The organism is Pseudoalteromonas sp. TAE56 (assembly GCF_000497955.1).
Lineage (GTDB): Bacteria > Pseudomonadota > Gammaproteobacteria > Enterobacterales > Alteromonadaceae > Pseudoalteromonas.
The window spans coordinates 72,722-89,787 of record NZ_AUTN01000079.1; the positions used below are offsets into that span (position 1 = coordinate 72,722).

17 protein-coding genes are annotated in these 17,066 nt (G+C 39.8%); 8 read left to right on the forward strand and 9 right to left on the reverse strand.

What is annotated here, in order from left to right; translation table 11 throughout:
* Window positions 1-3 precede the first annotated feature (3 nt).
* The 7 genes from L656_RS0108080 to lptM form a co-directional block, all read right to left on the reverse strand.
* Window positions 4-1,107, reverse strand: a complete 1,104-nt coding sequence (locus tag L656_RS0108080) for a retroviral-like aspartic protease family protein (protein ID WP_024598819.1) — start codon at window positions 1,105-1,107, stop codon at window positions 4-6.
* 28 nt (window positions 1,108-1,135) lie between these two features.
* Window positions 1,136-1,843, reverse strand: coding sequence for an HAD-IA family hydrolase (locus tag L656_RS0108085; protein WP_024598820.1), 708 nt, complete (start codon window positions 1,841-1,843; stop codon window positions 1,136-1,138).
* Window positions 1,844-1,851: 8 nt separating this feature from the next.
* Window positions 1,852-2,796 carry a tyrosine recombinase XerC gene (locus L656_RS0108090; RefSeq protein WP_024598821.1) on the reverse strand — a complete coding sequence of 315 codons (945 nt, stop codon included), beginning with the start codon at window positions 2,794-2,796 and terminating at the stop codon, window positions 1,852-1,854.
* Window positions 2,793-3,404, reverse strand: coding sequence for a DUF484 family protein (locus L656_RS0108095; RefSeq protein ID WP_024598822.1), 612 nt, complete (start codon window positions 3,402-3,404; stop codon window positions 2,793-2,795). The genes L656_RS0108090 and L656_RS0108095 overlap by 4 nt, the downstream gene beginning before the upstream one ends.
* On the reverse strand, window positions 3,401-4,231 hold the full coding sequence (gene dapF, locus L656_RS0108100) for a diaminopimelate epimerase (protein WP_024598823.1): 831 nt from the start codon (window positions 4,229-4,231) through the stop codon (window positions 3,401-3,403). The genes L656_RS0108095 and dapF overlap by 4 nt, the downstream gene beginning before the upstream one ends.
* 64 nt (window positions 4,232-4,295) lie before the next feature.
* Window positions 4,296-5,549 (reverse strand): diaminopimelate decarboxylase, encoded by a 1,254-nt coding sequence (gene lysA, locus L656_RS0108105; RefSeq protein WP_024589650.1) that lies wholly within the window; start codon window positions 5,547-5,549, stop codon window positions 4,296-4,298.
* Window positions 5,550-5,552: 3 nt separating this feature from the next.
* The gene (gene lptM, locus L656_RS0108110; protein ID WP_024598824.1) at window positions 5,553-5,744 is read right to left on the reverse strand and encodes an LPS translocon maturation chaperone LptM; all 192 of its coding nucleotides are present in this window, start codon (window positions 5,742-5,744) and stop codon (window positions 5,553-5,555) included.
* A gap of 157 nt (window positions 5,745-5,901) precedes the next feature.
* On the opposite strand from lptM, the gene cyaY reads away from it, so the two are divergent.
* The 8 genes from cyaY (at window position 5,902) to add (ending at window position 15,665) form a co-directional block, all read left to right on the forward strand.
* Window positions 5,902-6,225 (forward strand): iron donor protein CyaY, encoded by a 324-nt coding sequence (cyaY, locus tag L656_RS0108115; protein WP_024598825.1) that lies wholly within the window; start codon window positions 5,902-5,904, stop codon window positions 6,223-6,225.
* The gene (locus L656_RS0108120; RefSeq protein WP_024598826.1) at window positions 6,222-6,878 is read left to right on the forward strand and encodes an alpha/beta hydrolase; all 657 of its coding nucleotides are present in this window, start codon (window positions 6,222-6,224) and stop codon (window positions 6,876-6,878) included. Before cyaY ends, L656_RS0108120 begins: the two co-directional genes overlap by 4 nt.
* A gap of 22 nt (window positions 6,879-6,900) precedes the next feature.
* On the forward strand, window positions 6,901-7,878 hold the full coding sequence (locus L656_RS0108125; protein WP_024598827.1) for a DUF2914 domain-containing protein: 978 nt from the start codon (window positions 6,901-6,903) through the stop codon (window positions 7,876-7,878).
* Window positions 7,879-7,913: 35 nt separating this feature from the next.
* Window positions 7,914-8,852: a hydroxymethylbilane synthase gene (gene hemC / locus L656_RS0108130; protein ID WP_024598828.1), complete on the forward strand. Its 939-nt coding sequence runs from the start codon at window positions 7,914-7,916 to the stop codon at window positions 8,850-8,852.
* On the forward strand, window positions 8,853-10,694 hold the full coding sequence (locus tag L656_RS0108135) for a uroporphyrinogen-III synthase (RefSeq protein ID WP_024598829.1): 1,842 nt from the start codon (window positions 8,853-8,855) through the stop codon (window positions 10,692-10,694).
* Complete coding sequence (locus tag L656_RS0108140; RefSeq protein ID WP_024598830.1) at window positions 10,691-11,800, forward strand: heme biosynthesis HemY N-terminal domain-containing protein; 1,110 nt, start codon at window positions 10,691-10,693, stop codon at window positions 11,798-11,800. The genes L656_RS0108135 and L656_RS0108140 overlap by 4 nt, the downstream gene beginning before the upstream one ends.
* Window positions 11,801-11,849: 49 nt before the next feature.
* A complete protein-coding gene (locus L656_RS0108145) occupies window positions 11,850-14,537 on the forward strand; it encodes a CHASE domain-containing protein (protein ID WP_024598831.1) in 2,688 nt (895 codons plus the stop codon).
* Between the two features lie 126 nt (window positions 14,538-14,663).
* The gene (add, locus tag L656_RS0108150) at window positions 14,664-15,665 is read left to right on the forward strand and encodes an adenosine deaminase (protein WP_024598832.1); all 1,002 of its coding nucleotides are present in this window, start codon (window positions 14,664-14,666) and stop codon (window positions 15,663-15,665) included.
* 52 nt (window positions 15,666-15,717) lie between these two features.
* On the opposite strand, the gene L656_RS0108155 is transcribed toward add, so the two are convergent.
* Window positions 15,718-16,128 carry a CBS domain-containing protein gene (locus tag L656_RS0108155; RefSeq protein ID WP_024598833.1) on the reverse strand — a complete coding sequence of 137 codons (411 nt, stop codon included), beginning with the start codon at window positions 16,126-16,128 and terminating at the stop codon, window positions 15,718-15,720.
* Between the two features lie 168 nt (window positions 16,129-16,296).
* Complete coding sequence (fre, locus tag L656_RS0108160) at window positions 16,297-17,010, reverse strand: NAD(P)H-flavin reductase (RefSeq protein WP_024589658.1); 714 nt, start codon at window positions 17,008-17,010, stop codon at window positions 16,297-16,299.
* Window positions 17,011-17,066 lie beyond the last annotated feature (56 nt).

A 17,066-nucleotide genomic window follows, 5' to 3' on the forward strand; every position in this document is an offset into this window, starting at 1 on the left:
TAATTATTTAGCGCTCAACTCTAGCTCATCTGTTTGCTGATTTATATTGAATTTAAATCGCGATAGAAAGTTCATTCCTAGCAAACCTTGGCCGCGGGTGTTTTCAATACTCAACACTTCAAAACCATAAATAATTTGCGAGCCCACTTTAAATGATTCAATTTGATAACGCTTTACAATAATTTGACCGTTAGCTGTATTTACCGTTACATCGCCTAAATATAAAGGTTGTGGCGAAATTTGCTCAATTATACTTGTAGGTAGCGAGGTCACGCTTGCGCCAGTATCAATCATTAGTTCGGTCGATAGATTATTATTTATTTCGGTGTTTATTAAGTAATGTGCGCCGTAAGGCGTTAAAGCAACGAAGTCGTCTTGCGATTGTGCTTTATTGATCATCGCTTGCAGTGTTTGCACTTGGCTTTTTAGATTGTGCTGGTTTGGCATTCGATCAAGCGTTGCTTGTGCGCTAATTAAATCGCCTTGCTGATAGTAGGCGTACGCAAGCGGGTATAAAAACTGTGCGTTATCACTTTTATAATCAAGCCAAATTTGTGTTTGCTCAATAATAGCTTGCCAATTTTGTTGCTCAGTTAATGTGTGTAATTCGTTTTGAGTGAGCGTATTTAAGCGTGTATTTGCATTGCTTTGCTGATCAGCAGATAGCAACGGAAACAACTCAAATAAAGCAATAATGGCGTTTTGTGTTTGCTCGCTACTTATTAAATACTCAACCTGAAAGTTAAGTAATTCTACGTTATAAGGGCTGTTATTTAATAGCGCATTGAGAAATGACTCGCTGAGTAATAAATTGCTTCTTAGCCATGTTTTAAGCTGTACTAGCCACGATGAATAAAGTTTTTTTGCACTTTCTGGATTGCTGTTTTTTAACTGTTGATAGCTATTAAGTGCGGCTTCAAATTGGTGTTTTTTAAATTGCTGCTTTGCTGTATTTAGTAACGTATTTTGTTGTTTAGGTAATACACTTTGCTGGGTACTTTGCGTTTTTTGTACTTTAGTTAACGCGGGCTGCGGCCATAATAAATAAGCGTTAAGGCTAAGTGAGCCAATTAATAGTAAGGTGATTAGCTTGGCATAGTGGCTCATTATTACCTCTTATTTAATGCAATTGGTATTATTTAATAAAGTGCGTTAATGCATGAATATTGGCTATTTCAATATCAGCCAGCCCTTTATAGCTATAATTAGCACCTTGGTCGTTTAACCATACCGATTGGCAACCGGCATTATTTGCGCCTTGCACGTCGGTATCTAGGCTATCACCAATATGTAAAATATCGCTTTTAGCAACGTTTAAATGTGCGGCTGCTTTATCAAATAAAGTGGTATGCGGTTTTGCTTTACCGTGCATACCCGCTTGCAGTACTAGCTCAAATTTATTGTGTAAATTAAAGCGTTCAATTTCTACGTTACCGTTAGTAATTGCAATAAGAGTGAAATGTTTTGCCAAGTTATCCAGCAGGTTAAGTATGTCATCGCTAACCACTATGTTGCTACGTGCATCGGCAAAGGCGTTATACGCTGCATTTGCATGAAGCTCTACATCATCGACGTTTAAATTTAACTTGGAAAGCGCTAAACGCAGTGTATGTTGGCGCCATTTAGTGACGTTATCGGCAAGTTCTGGTGATTGTAATACGGCTTCGTTACGGCATAGTTGCCAGTACTTTGGACCTTGTTCTTGGTAGCGTGGTACTGCGTTTAAATAATTTTGCTGGGCTTTAACGGCTGCTTTTATAATAGGATGGTTGCTGTATAGCGTGTCGTCTAAATCAAAGCTCATGACAGAAAATGGCTTAATAGCACGATTAAATCGGATCATATTACTTCCTAATCAGTTCGTTTTTTTGCGCGAGGATGAGTATTGTCGTACACCTTGGCTAAATGTTGAAAATCTAAATGCGTATACACTTGTGTAGCCGACAAACTACTGTGCCCTAGTAACTCTTGCACGGCGCGTAAATCACCAGATGATTCTAAAATATGTGACGCAAACGAGTGGCGTAACTTATGCGGGTGAACCTGCGAGCTAATGCCTTGTTTTATTCCCCACTCTTGCATACGCAGACGCACTTGGCGAATTGAAATACGATTTTTTTGGCTACTTAAAAATACGGCTATTTCATCGGGCTTTGCAAACTGAGGGCGTATTGTGAGCCATTTTTTTAGTGCGTCTAACGCTTTTTTACCCACCGGAATTAACCGCTCTTTATTGCCTTTACCACGCACTAAAATTTCGCCATTGGCAGCGCTAATATCTTGCATGTTAGCGCCAACTAACTCGCTTATACGCAGCCCTGATGAATACATCAACTCCATCATCGCTTTATCTCTAATTGCGAGAGGTTCGTCGTCGGGTATTTCGAGTAAGCGTGCCATTTGATCTACATCGAGATTTTTAGGTAGAGGCTTTGCAAACTTAGGGCCTTTTATACCTATTGCCGGATTATGGTAGTGCGATTGCTCGGCAATATTTTTTGCTTTTAAAAACTTATACAAGCTGCGAATACAACTGAGCTTTAAGCTAATTGTACGGCCACTTAATTGTTTTGAGCGCAGCGCCATGCTGTAGCGGCGAATATGCTCGCCTTGCACGCCAAACCAGTCGTCACACAATTTGCTAAAATAAAGGGCAGCAAAGCCAAGTTGGCTTACGTATTGGTTAACTGTATGCGCTGAATATTGTTTTTCAAACTTTAAATAATCGCTAAATAGCGTTATGGGTGTGCGCCAGTTGTCGCTTAACTCAGTGGTATTAGGCGCATCGTCACTCATGCTAGTTTTTGCAACCGCAGATGTAATGCGTTTATAAAGTCGAGTACAAAAAGATTATCTTGAGCGGGCTCAAAATGGTTTACGTTACTGCTACCAAACGCCAAAATAGCGATAGGGTGCTTAGTGTCGCCAATTAAATAAATTGCGGCAGATTGTGTATCTTCACTAAATAATTGTTCGCGTTCTTGCTGATTAATACGTCCTAAATAATGTCCTGAATGGGTCAGGCGATGCGCAATAAGCTCGCCGTACTCGGGGTTATATTTTACTAATTTGCAGTCGTTAACATCTTCACTTGAGCAGATTATATTACGTAGATTATTTGCAAGAGTGTCAAAATTGTCATGATTCCAAAGCTGGCGATGGCACTGGCTAAACAAACGATATACAAGCTCGTTTTGCGTTGCATGCTTGCTCATAGCGTCTATTTGGCTTTTTAAAAGCGTATTGTGCTCGCGTAATTGGCGTTGCTGAATATGTACTAGTGACGTTGCACCTTGAGCTTGCTGTTGCAGCTCAAGTTGTGCAAGCAGCTCAGGATGATGAACTAGAAAATCAGGATGTTGTTGTAAGTAAGCAATAACCTGTTCTTTACTTAGCTCGCTCATAGCGCTACTTGCCCGTCGAACACATGCTCTGCGGGGCCTGTCATACGTACAGGATGACCTTCACCACTCCAACGTACTTGTAAGCTACCGCCTGGTAAATCTACTTGAACGGTTGTTGATAACTTATTTTGCATATGACCAATAACCATTGCTGCACACGCACCTGTGCCACAAGCTAGGGTTTCGTTAACGCCGCGCTCCCACACTCTTAATTTAATATGTTCTTGCGATACAACCTGCATAAAGCCAATGTTCGCTTTTTGTGGAAAACGTTCATGGTTTTCAAGTAATGGACCCAATATGCCAACTTGTGCGGTGGTTACGTCGTCAACCTCTAGCACACAATGCGGGTTACCCATAGATACCGCGCCACTAAATACAGTGTGTTCTTCGGTTCTAATAATATAAGTAAGCTCGCGTTTACTGGCTTTTAACGGAATTTTACTTGGCTCAAAATTAGGATGACCCATGTTAACGGTTACTTGACCGTCTTTTTCAATGTAGAGCGTTAAGTTGCCCGACTTGGTCGACACCGTAATTTTATGCTTGTTAGTAAGACCCTTCATACGTACAAAGCGGGCAAAACAGCGTGCGCCGTTACCGCATTGTTCTACTTCGGTACCGTCGGCATTAAATATTCGATAATGAAAGTCGAGATCAGGAGAGTACGGCGCTTCAACCATCAGCAATTGGTCAAAGCCAATGCCAAAATGGCGATCTGCCAGTTTTTTGATTTGATCTCGCGACAAAAAAACATTTTGTGTAATGTTATCAATCACAACAAAGTCGTTGCCTAAGCCGTGCATTTTGGAAAAATTAACTAACATAGCGCTCTAATTCGGTTTTGCTCTGTGCTAATCATGCCACAGAGCAGCTAGTAGACAAAAACGTTTATGGTAAAACTTTCTCACCTTGATAAAGGCTTTCAATAGTTTCGCGTTCACGAATAAGGTGATGCTGCTGACCATCTACCATTATTTCTGCAACACGCGGTCGCGAGTTGTAGTTTGAGCTCATGGTAAAGCCATATGCACCAGCACTTCGTTGTGCGAGTAAATCGCCTTGTTTAAGCGCTAGTTCACGATCTTTTCCTAAAAAGTCGCCGGTTTCGCACACAGGGCCCACAATATCAAAGTTGTGAGTAGGTGTTTCGTCATCGCGAACTGATACCGGAATGATTTTTTGCCACGCTTGATAAAGCGCAGGGCGAAGCATGTCGTTCATACCTGCATCTACAATGGCAAAAAATTTGTCTTGGTTTTGTTTAATAAATTCAACTTGAGTAACTAAAATACCTGCGTTAGCTGCAATAGCGCGTCCTGGTTCAAAAATTAGTTCAAGGTGTTTATAGTTTGCTAAGCGCTCGGTAACTTGCGCTGCATATTCACTTGGGTGTGGTGGTTGCTCATTGTTATATGGTACGCCTAAACCGCCGCCAATATCTAAGTGAGTTAGCTCAATACCGTTAGTTTTTAGCTCATCAATAAGCGCCATTAATTTATCAAGTGCTTCTAAAAATGGTCTTACTTCAGTTAATTGAGAGCCAATGTGGCAATCAACACCAATAATTTTTAAACCAGGTAAAGCCGCTGCTTGTTGATAAACACTTACAGCCGTTTGAATATCAATACCAAATTTATTTTCTTTTAAACCAGTAGAAATATACGGGTGTGTTTTTGCATCTATGTCTGGGTTTACGCGAATAGAAATAGGCGCTTCTAGGTTAAGCTCGCAAGCCACTTCAGAAATACGCTCAAGCTCAGAGGCTGATTCAACGTTAAAGCATTTAATACCTAACTTTAATGCGTACGCTATTTCGTCTGCTGTTTTAGCCACGCCCGAAAAAACTACTTTAGAGGCATCGCCTCCCGCTTTAATTACACGTGCAAGTTCGCCTTTGGATACAATATCGAAACCCGAACCTAAGCGCGCTAATATATTAAGCACAGCTATATTTGAGTTTGCTTTAACGGCGTAACACACCAAGCTTTTATGATTTTTTGTGGCGTTAGCAAACGCTAAATAATGGCGCTCAAAGGTAGCACGCGAGTACACATAACACGGCGTACCGTATTGCTGCGCTATGCTTGCCACACTGACGTCTTCGGCAAATAATTGGTTGTTTTTGTAGTTAAAATAATCCATTTATTACCCCTGACTTTGCTGTGTTTTGGCTTGCTCAGCGGTAGTGACTGGCTGAACTGTATTTTGAGGTTGGTTTTGTTCTGTTTGTTGCTCTGGTAAATATAACGGACCGCTTTGTCCGCAGCCAGCTAAGGCGCTTAACAGTACAGTGCTTATTAATAGTCTTTTTAATTGTATGGTATGTGTCGCTTTCATTAGATTAATATGGTTGCTGGCTTTATAATCGCAGAGTAACAGAATATCTAAAAAATGCAGCTATTCGCGGATGATTTTATTCCTGTTACACTAGCTGCACACTTTTAAAGCTAAAACGTACCCAATATTAGGCGGCTCGCCTGCAAAGGAAATAACAATGACTGAACACGAATATCACCAATTAGCCGAAGCTCTTATGTTCACTATTGAAGAGCAGGTTGATGATTGCGAAGCTGATTTAGACTATGAATCGGCACAAGGTATTTTAGAAATTATTTTTCCTGATAAAAGTAAAATAGTGATTAACAAGCAAGCACCTTTACATCAAGTGTGGGTTGCGACTAAGTTTAATGGTCATCATTTTGAATTACGTGGTGATAAATGGATAGATAACCGTTCTGGCGCAGAGTTTTGGGAATTTATGAACGATGCATCTACACGTCAAGCGGGTCAAGAAGTTAAGTGGCAATCAACACTATGAGTTTAGAATTTGTAGAATATGCAGCTCAAAGTGAGCACAAAGCAACGGTTATTTGGTTACATGGCTTAGGTGACTCTGGGGATGGTTTTGCACCAGTAGCACCACAGCTAAATTTACCAAGCGAACTTGGTATACGGTTTGTTTTTCCGCATGCGCCAGTGCAACCGGTCACCATAAATGGCGGCATGGAAATGCGTTCTTGGTACGATATTAAATCTATAGAATTAGATAAACGTGCCGATGAACAAGGTGTAAGGGATTCTGCTGCAAAGGTAGAAGAATTGATCAACCAGGAAATTGCTAATGGTATTGCTGCAAATAAAATTATTTTAGCTGGGTTTTCACAAGGCGGTGTTGTGTCTCTGCATTTAGCGCCGCGCTTTGAGCAAAAGCTTGGGGGTGTTATGGCGCTTTCTACTTATATGTGTGTGCCGCAAAAATTTGCTGATGAAGCAAAGCATACCGATTTAAATGTATTTATGGCTCATGGCAGCCAAGATAACGTTGTACCGCATAGTGCGGGTAAAAGTGCGTTTGAAGTATTAACAGCACATAACATGGATGTAAGCTGGCAAGAATATCCAATGGCTCACCAAGTTTGCGCAGAAGAATTGCAAGCTATTCGCCAATGGTTAATTGCTCGTTTAAGCTAATTTTGGAACCGCTGAGGTCAATATGAGTCAAAAAATAGTTATTAAAGCAAATGTTAAACGCGAACTACAAGAGAGTGTACCAACGGTAAGCTACGAGTGGAATTGGCGTCGTATTGTGAGTATTGCTATGTTGGTATTAATGACCTCTGCAGCAGTTGTGTATGGCTTAACAACGTCAGCCAGTGCAGAGCAAGGTGAGCATCCAAATGAGCAGGAACAATTTTTAAGCTTTAGTAGTAACGCTCAAAACCAGACAAGCGTTGAAGTTACCGATGTTGAGCCTCAATCATCAGTAAACAATAGCCCTAATGAGCCTGCAGAGGTAATGCAAGCTCGGATTGAACCGTTGTCAGCTGAGCAAAATGAGGTTGAGCAAAACATATCAATTAATGCACCGGCTAAAGCGGATCCTGTAAATACTGATACAGTTTTACTAGCTAACAACGATATTGTGATTGATCAAAGTGAGAGTATTAATACTGAGTTAAACTCAGACCTTGATAATGATCTACAAGAAGAAACCGAAGAAGCTCAAAACGTAGCTGAACCTGCTAATCAAACAGAGTTACTTTTAGATTTAGAAAGTGATGATGGTGCATTGAGTGGCACTGAAGGTTTTTCACCGACAGCACAAGTGGCAAGTGTGGCATTGGGCGCGCAAATAGACACAGGTAAAATTAGCCGTGCAGTACTGACTCGCAAAGTAAGTAAGCGTGAACCTACTAATGTGTTTGCTGCTGATATTAGATTAAGTCAGTTTGATGAAGGACTATCGTTTTTTAGCGAGATTAAAAATCTTCAAGGCCAGCAAGTTAAGCATATTTGGTCGTTTGAAGGTGAAATTATGGCTGAAATTACACTTGATGTTACTTCGCCTCGCTACAGAACGTACTCAACAAAAAATATCATGGACTCACAAACAGGCCATTGGCGTGTTGATGTAGTTGATGAGCAAGGCAATTTAATTGCCCAAAAAGAATTTAGAATTTTAGCTGAATAAAGCTAGCTAAACGCAGTAATTAATTGGATACCCCTATGATAGAAAAAACAAAATTAGTACGCATTGCAACGCGCAAAAGCGCCTTAGCACTTTGGCAGGCCGAATTTGTGAAAGCAGAGCTTGAGCGTTTTCATGCAGATGTGCGCGTAGAATTAGTCCCAATGTCGACGCAAGGGGATATCATTTTAGATACGCCATTGGCTAAAATAGGCGGTAAAGGCTTATTTGTTAAAGAGCTAGAGCAAGCAATGTTAGATGGCCGAGCTGATATTGCCGTACATTCTATGAAGGACGTGCCAGTAGAGTTCCCAGAAGGATTAGAGCTGTATACTATTTGTGAGCGTGAAGATCCGCGTGATGCGTTTGTATCAAACAATTTTGCTAATTTAAACGAGCTACCACAGGGCGCCATTGTGGGTACTTCTAGCTTACGCCGTCAGTGCCAAATTAAAGCACTTCGCCCTGATTTAGATATTCGTGATTTGCGCGGTAATGTAAATACGCGTTTAGGTAAATTAGATGACGGCCAATACGATGCTATTATTTTAGCGGCTGCAGGGCTTATTCGTTTGAAAATGGAGTCGCGTATTGCTGACTACATTGAGCCAGAAGTGTCATTACCGGCAAATGGTCAAGGTGCTGTAGGTATTGAATGCCGTATTGATGATGAAGTAACAAAAGCATTACTTGCACCACTTGAGCATACCCAAACACGTATTCGCGTAAACGCAGAACGTTCAATGAACCGCTATTTAGAAGGTGGTTGCCAAGTTCCTATTGGTGCTTATGCATTAGTTGATGGCGAGCAGGTACATTTGCGTGGTTTAGTTGGTGCTGTTGATGGCAGCGAAATTTTACGTGACGAAGTAACAGGTCATGTAAATGATGCAGAAGAACTAGGTATTGAGCTTGCTAAAAAATTATTAGCTCAAGGCGCAGACAAAATATTAGCTGAAGTTTATAGAGACGCATAAATGACACATATTCTGATAACTCGGCCCGAAGGAAAAGGCGCAGCCCTTGCACAGCAATTAGAGCAAGCGGGTTATCAGGCGTCTTTATTTCCGGTATTAAAAATAACGCATTTAACACCCTCCAGCACTGAACTTAGTCCGCTGTTAAATGCAGATAAAATAATATTTATATCGCAAGATGCAGTCAGTGCACTTTCGCAATTAAAACCCGATATAAATACCAAAGCGCAGTTTTATGCAGTTGGACAACAAACAGCCGACATTATATATGAGCAATTTGGTGTGCGCGCAGCAGTACCGAAGCAGTATGATTCAGAAGGATTACTTGCGCTTAAATCACTCGCCGAGGTTGATGGCAGTAATATAGTGTTAGTTAAGGGGCAAGGTGGCCGCCCTGAGTTAGCTAAAACGCTGAAAGAGCGCGGTGCTTTTTTAAATAATTGTATTGTGTATAAACGTGAACCCACAGAGAGTATTACTCCTAACTGGACAGACCACTGGAAAAGCCAGAATGTACACGGTATAGTCATAACAAGTAATGCAGCAGTTGATGCTATATTTAAAAGCCTTACTGCACACCAACTACAATGGTTACAACAGTGCCGATTTTATGTTGCAAGCGAGCGGATAGCCGCTTATTTAAAGTTGCAACAGGTAAGTTCGGCTAATATACACATTGCAGCAGGGGCAAGCGATAATGCTATGTTTACCTGCATAAATCAGCAAGGTAGCAACATGAGCGAACAGTCAAAGCCAGTTACGGCAGAAAAAGCCACACCAACAATAGCTAACAAGGCCTCAGCTAAATCAGCTAAGCAAGAGCCAGCAGCCGCTAAAAACACTGCAAATAAAAATAAACAAAAAGTTAGCAAAGTTGCAGTGCTTGCACTTCTTATTTCGCTAATTGTGGCCTCAGGCGTGGGTTACGAGTTTTATCAAAAATTAAATGCTGGTAAGGCTCAAAACCTGGCCGCGAATGAGTTGAGTGAGCAAAATAAGTCACTCGCCCAAGAGCTGCAAGCACTTAAGTCAGCACAATCTAATTTGCAGCAAGCGCTATTTAATAGTGAGAAAAAAGTTGCCGCAGCACTCAGTGAAAGTGCAACTCAAAATCAGCAAGAACTAAAAGCAGCTTTGCAAAAAGCGCAGCAACAAGGTTCGTCTTTAAATCCACAAGAAGTGACCAGTTTGCAGCGTATGGCTGAATTTAAACTATGGGCTGAAAAAGATTACCAAGGCACTAGTGCTGTTTTAAAGCGCTTAGATGCATTACTTAGCGAACATCCAGGAACAGTTGAAGTTCGCCAAGCTATTATGCAAGACATACAAACACTTGATAGCCTTAAACCTATAGCAACAGAGGCTATTTATTTACAGTTAAATAGTGTGTTAACTAGTGTTGATAACTTAGCTTTTAATGCGGTTAACTTGCCAGAAGAAGCGGCTGCAATAGATGAAAACGCTTTAAGTGATGACGTGAGTGATTGGCAGCAAAACCTGAGTAATAGTTGGAATAAAATTGTGGATAGCTTTATTACTATTCGCCAGCACGAAGGTGTTTCCATTGAGCCATTACTTACGGATCAAGAGCGCCATTTAATAAATCAACGTATAAAGCTTAATATAACTCAGGCACAAGATGCACTTATGAGTAAGCAGGCGAGTATTTTCTTTAGCGCCTTAAGTGAAGCAAAACGTTTAGTTGGTGAGTACTTTAAGCAAGACGATGATACAACTAAAACGGTACTTAAAGCGTTGTCTAAACTTGAAAAAGAGCAGCTTAACTTTAATCCAAAAGTAACCTTAAACAGTACACAAAAGGTTAAGGAGTGGGCGCAATGATAGGGCTAATTATTTTAATTGTAGCTATTGTTGTTGTATTAGCGGTTACTCCATTTGTGCTAGATGAAAAAGGTTATGTACTTATTTCATTTAACAACACGACGATAGAAGGCACGATAGTATCGTTTTGTATAATGGCGGTCATTACCGCTGTTGTTTTATATTTAACATATAAATTAATTCGTTATTTATTATCGATTTATCATAATACTAAGCATGGCTTTTTTGCACGTAGCCAAGAGCGCAAACAAGCAGCTATTGAGCAGGCTCTGTGGAGTGCTATTAATGATGATTACGAGCACGTAGAAAAGGCTCTATCGGGTAATAGCGTACCAGATAAGTTTGAAGATATTCGCTTAGCATTACTTGCAAAAGCAGCGCTTGCTAATAATCAAACAGATAAAGCACTTGAGCGTTTATTTGAAATAAGCCCAGAACATCAATTAAAAGTAGCAAAGCTATGGTTGGCAAGTGGCGACAGTAGCGCGATTGAATCACAAATGCGTATTAGCGCAGAAGCTAAAAAAGCCACCGCACTTGAGTTAAAACTTTATGCAGAAGTATTGGTACAGCAACAACACTTTAGTGCGCTTGAAGAGTTTTTACCGCGTTTACTACGCAAAAAAGCACTTACTGATGCACAGTGGACGCAGTTATTTAGTGCTTACTTTAATGCGTTAGATGCAGGTCAACTGAGTGAAAAATATAAACAGCTACCTAAAAAACTGCAAGTTCATGCACACACTGCTTATTTAATGCAAATGGCGCAAGCGGGTCAATTGGTTGTTATTGAGGGTGACCTAATTAAAATGGTTAAACACAACGAACAGCATGCGCAACTGGCTAATATATTAAGTAAAGCGACGTCTGCCGATGCAGCTAAACTGCAAGTAAGCATCCAAGATCGTCTTAAAAAGGATGATTCAAATAACTCATTATTACTTGCATTGGCTTGCCTGGCCAACGCGCAAGGTGATTATGACTTAGCAGCTAGGATTTTTGATAAAGCACTGAATAGTGACAATAAAAAACAGTTCTCTGAACAAGCTGTTTTAAGTTATAAAAATAGTGCACAGGCAGAAAAGGCGCTCGTTTTATATCAATAAATGACTACACTATAACTACTTAGCATTTTGTAGTTCAGGAGCACAAGCATTGAGAAAGTTTTTAATATTAACCCTTAGCTTGGCTTGTGCTTACTTCTTTACTGGGTATTTTAGCAACTCACTTCTTTCTGTAGATGGCTATGCGGTCGCCTCTTGGCCGCCCTCAGGAATTGCTTTAGCGAGCTTTTTAATTTGGGGACGTAAGTCATTTATTGGCCTTATTCTTGGTGCTTTCTGTACTAACTTAATTCATCTTGATAACACTGTAGATATTCTTCATTTTAATGTGCTTTTACAAGCTATTTGCGTCACTTTAGCCTCTGTTTTACAGGCTTGGATTGGTCGTCAAATTATAGTAAATGTTATTAAGGCGCCGCTAGATTTATCTTCTTTAAAACACAGTGTGCAGAGCCTAATAGTAGCAGGGCCAATATGCTGTGTTATTGCAGCAGGTGTGGGAACTAGCTTATTAGCATTGAATAATGTGATCCCGACCAATGCTATTTTTGATAATTTTGTCGCATGGTGGATTGGCGACAGTATTGGTGTACTTATATTTACACCGCTAGTACTGGCTGCTTTTAACTACACGCAAGTACGCCATCGTATGCTGGTGATTTTACCTTCACTATTAATTTATATACTAATTAGCGTTAGTTTTTATGGTGCTGCCAGTGTTAAAAAAGAAAAAGACATTCAAAAGCAAGAAGCCAAAATACTTGTTGTGCAAAATGCTATAAGCCAGAAGCTCGATGGTATTACTGCTCACTTAGGATTGTTAGCTACATACTTTGCTAGTAGTGATAACGTGAATTTTAAAGAGTTTAAACAGTTTACTTCAAAGCAATTGGACTATAGCCAAGAAATTTTAGCATTTGAATGGATACCTTATGTATCAGCAAATAAACTCACTGATTTTGAAACACATGAAAATACAGCCACAGGCAAACCTTTATACATAAAAGAAAAGTCACTAGATGGAGCTTGGCAACCTGCAGGTGATCGTAGAAATTACTTTCCTGTAAAATATGTATATCCATTAGAGGGCAATGAAGATGCTTTAGGATTTGATTTGGCTTCAAGTAAAGTAAGAGGAGTAGCGCTTAGCAAAGCGAAAACACTCAATGAGCTAGCACTAAGTGAGCCAATTAATTTAGTCCAAAATACATCAGAGAAGGGAGTGCTCTTTTTATATCCTGTTTTTGGTGAATCATCTACCGAAGATGATTTTCAAGGTTTTGTGGCCGCTATTGTTAGCCTTAAGCGCTTATCGCAAACATTGTTATTTGATCACAACAATTCAATTTCAGCCAATTTTTTTGATACAACGATACCAGGGAAAAAGCAGGCAATTTATATTGCCGATACCGATAACTCGCAAATGCTGTTTAAAGAATATCAATTGTTGATTGGCAAACGCATGTGGCAGGTCGAGTTATATGAACCAATAGTTAGAACGTCTTGGTTAATGTATTGGCTTGCACAAATAGTAGGGATGTTGTTTGTGTGGCTATTGATTACATTTTTGATTTCAGTTACTGGTACAAACATACAAATTCGCGAACAAGTGGCTAAGCAAACACATACTTTACGTAAAGAAAAACAAAAAGCAGATGAAGCGAGTCATATTAAGGGACAATTTTTGGCAAATATGAGCCACGAAGTCCGCACCCCTATTAACGGTATAAAAGGGCTGCATTATTTAGCGCTACAGCAAAATGATTGGCAACAAGCAAGAAGTTACATTGAACAAGCAGATGGGGCACTTGGTGTTTTACTGCGGGTATTAAACGATGTGCTCGACTTTTCAAAAATGGAAGCAGGCAAGCTAGACTTAATACAAGAGCCCATTAATGTAGCGAGTTTAGCGGATGAAATGCTCAATTTACTTCAGTTTGAAGCTGACATTAAATCAATAAAGTTAAGTCTCGATTTTGATAAAACATCAAATTTGGTTATTAATGCCGATCCAATCCGCTTAAAACAAGTGCTGCTGAATCTGCTCAATAATGCGGTTAAATTTACAGGAGCAGGTGAGATAACTCTGAAAATTTGGCAATCTAAAAAAATGACTTACTTTAGTATTAACGATACGGGTATTGGTATTAGTAGCGAAGCACAAAAACAATTATTTAAACCGTTTGCGCAAGCCGATAGCTCAACCTCTCGTCAATATGGTGGCACTGGCTTAGGGTTAAGTATTTGTAGAAAATTGGTTGAACTAATGGGCGGTGCAATTGATTTAGTTAGTTATGAAGGAAAGGGCTCTACATTCACATTTAGTTTGCCGCTCATCTCGCCTTTACCAAAAGCAGAGCAAATACAGCAGCAATATAACGAAATAGATGTAAGTACTTTATCATTCACAAACTATAAATTACTTTTAGTCGAAGACAACCCGCTTAATCAGCATGTTGCCAATGCCATTTTAAAAACGAAAGGGTGTATTGCCGACATTGCTAACGATGGTTTTGAAGCCATAGAAAAGCTAACCGAAAATAGCTACGACATTGTTCTTATGGATATTCAGATGCCAAGAATGGATGGACTCCAAGCAACAAAAGTAATTCGTTGTGATTTAGGGTTAATTGATTTACCCATAATAGGACTATCGGCGAACGCCCATGACGATGATGTTAAAAAGGCATTAGCCTCGGGAATGAATAGTTATATTACTAAACCTATTGATGCAAATACGCTTTTTAAAACTCTTTGGCATTATTTATCAAATAAATAAGTAACGCTATTTTTTGCACAAAAAGCAGACATATGACCGCTTAAACTTAACGCAAACCATATACACTTGAAAAATAACTATATCTGCGTATCATGCGCGCAAATTTAACTAAACTGGGTTGCTATTATGATCAATAGAAAATTACCTTTGCTAGATATTCACCGTCATTTAGACGGTAATGTACGTGCGCAAACCATATTAGAACTTGGTCGTCAGTTTAATATAGAGTTACCTGCAGATAACGTTGAGGCATTAATTCCTCATGTTCAAGTTATTGACCCTGAGCCAAACCTTATGGCTTTTTTACAAAAGCTAGATTGGGGTGTCACTGTACTTGGTGACTACGATGCGTGTAGACGCATAGCGATTGAAAACATTGAAGATGCACAAGCGCAAGGCCTTGATTATGTAGAGCTTCGCTTTAGCCCTTACTACATGGCGCAGAGCCAAGGTTTACACCCTGAAGGGGTTGTAGAAGCGGTTGTTGATGGTATTAAATCAGCAACAAAGGGTGCAAATATAAAAGCTAACTTGATTGGTATTTTATCGCGTACTTATGGCGTAAAAACATGTCAAAAAGAGCTTGATGCATTACTCGCATTTAAAAATGATTTAGTGGCTGTTGATTTAGCCGGTGACGAAATTGGTTTTCCGGGGGAGTTATTTGTAGATCACTTTAAGCAAGTACGAAATGCTTATTTAGCTTCGACTATTCATGCTGGAGAGGCACTTGGCGCCCCAAGTATTTGGCAAGCAATTAACGAGTTAGGTGCGAGCCGAATAGGGCATGGCGTTAAAGCAATTGAAGATCCAAAATTAATGGATTACTTACGCGATAACCGTATTGGTATTGAGTCGTGCTTAACAAGTAATATTCAAACTAGCACAGTGAACGACTTAGCTAAACACCCACTTAAACAGTTTTTAGATCACGGTATTTTAGCGTGTATTAATACTGATGACCCAGCAGTTGAAGGCATTGAAATTGAGTACGAATATACTGTTGCAGCACCTAAAGCTGGTTTAACACAAGCTGATATGGAAAAAGCGCAAAAAAATGCGTTAGAAATAGCATTTTTAAGCGATGGCGATAAAAAAGAACTCTCAGCACTCGTTAGCGCACGTTAATTTAAGAACATTAAAAATGCCGCTTTATAAGCGGCATTTTTGTATCTGTAATTTAGTGTGTTTGGCAGCTCATGTAATTATCGTAGAGTGCTTTAAGTACATCTGCTCGGCTGATCATGCCGATTACTTTAACACCCTCTACAACAGGGTAGTTTTTTGGTTTACCAGGCTGCATCTGCTGTGCAAGCTCGATAATGTTGGTATCGCCGCTAACAGTCACTACCTCTGTTTGCATAAGTTGCGATACTTTAACCATCCCATCACAAAAATAACTGCTTTGCGTAAGCGGTTTTAAAAGTTCATGCTCTGAGATAAATCCGACTAGGCATTTATCTTTATCAAATACTGGTGCGCCAAGTAGTTTAAATTTTTGTAATTCTGCTATGGCTGTCGTCATTTCTGTATCTGGTGTGATATTTGGCAACTTGCGTTGCATAAAATCTTTTACTTTTGTATTTAGCATTTGGGTCTCTCCCGCTGATGTTCTATACAAAGTATGGTTTATAGATAGGGATTTAGGAAATTGTTTATATTGATGAGGTTGATAGATTTTAACTATTAAATATTTTTTGCTATATAAAATAAAAGCACCGATTAGGTGCCTTTATTTATAACTGAAAGTAAATTTCAATTATTTGATAAATGCGAATGCATCTGCGTACATGTTTTCGCGTATTGCACCATGAGTAATAAAGTCATCACGCACTATACCTATCATGTCAAAACGACCGGCCATATAAATATCGTACGGTTCAAGCGATACAATATCTTGCATTACTGCTTTGTGTACATAGCCAGTATGACCTTGCCAATTAGCAGATGGATTTTCTACCACAGGGATAAACTCAAAGTTTTTGTGGCTATCGGCCCATGTTTGCATTTCTGTATGTGCGTATAAAGCAGATTCTTCTTTTACACCCCAGTAAAATAATACAGGGCGGTCGCACTTAATTTCAGCTAAGTGATCAGCCATTGATTTTGCGTATGAAAAACCAGTACCGCCGGCAAGTAAAATAATAGGGCGCTCACATTGCAGGCGCAACTGTGAAATACCCAGGCCAGCTTCAATGTCTACTAACTGCCCTGTGGTATGGGCGTTTCGTAAATGTTCCAGCGATTGCATTGCATACGAATCGGCACCTGACGCGCCAATATGCAGTTCTATTGCATCGCACTGTGAAGGGCGGCTAGCTATAGAAAAAGCACGTTTGTCTTTTTCGCCCAATACGAGTTGCATGTATTGGCCAGCTTCAAAGGTCACAGGTTGTTGTGGCTTTAAAATTACTTTATGAACAAATTCTGTAAGTGGGCTGATAGCTACAACTTCAGCTTTTAATGTTTGCATTTTTTACCTTTTAGCAGCGCTTTTAACAGCAGATACGCAATCGAATGACTCGATTC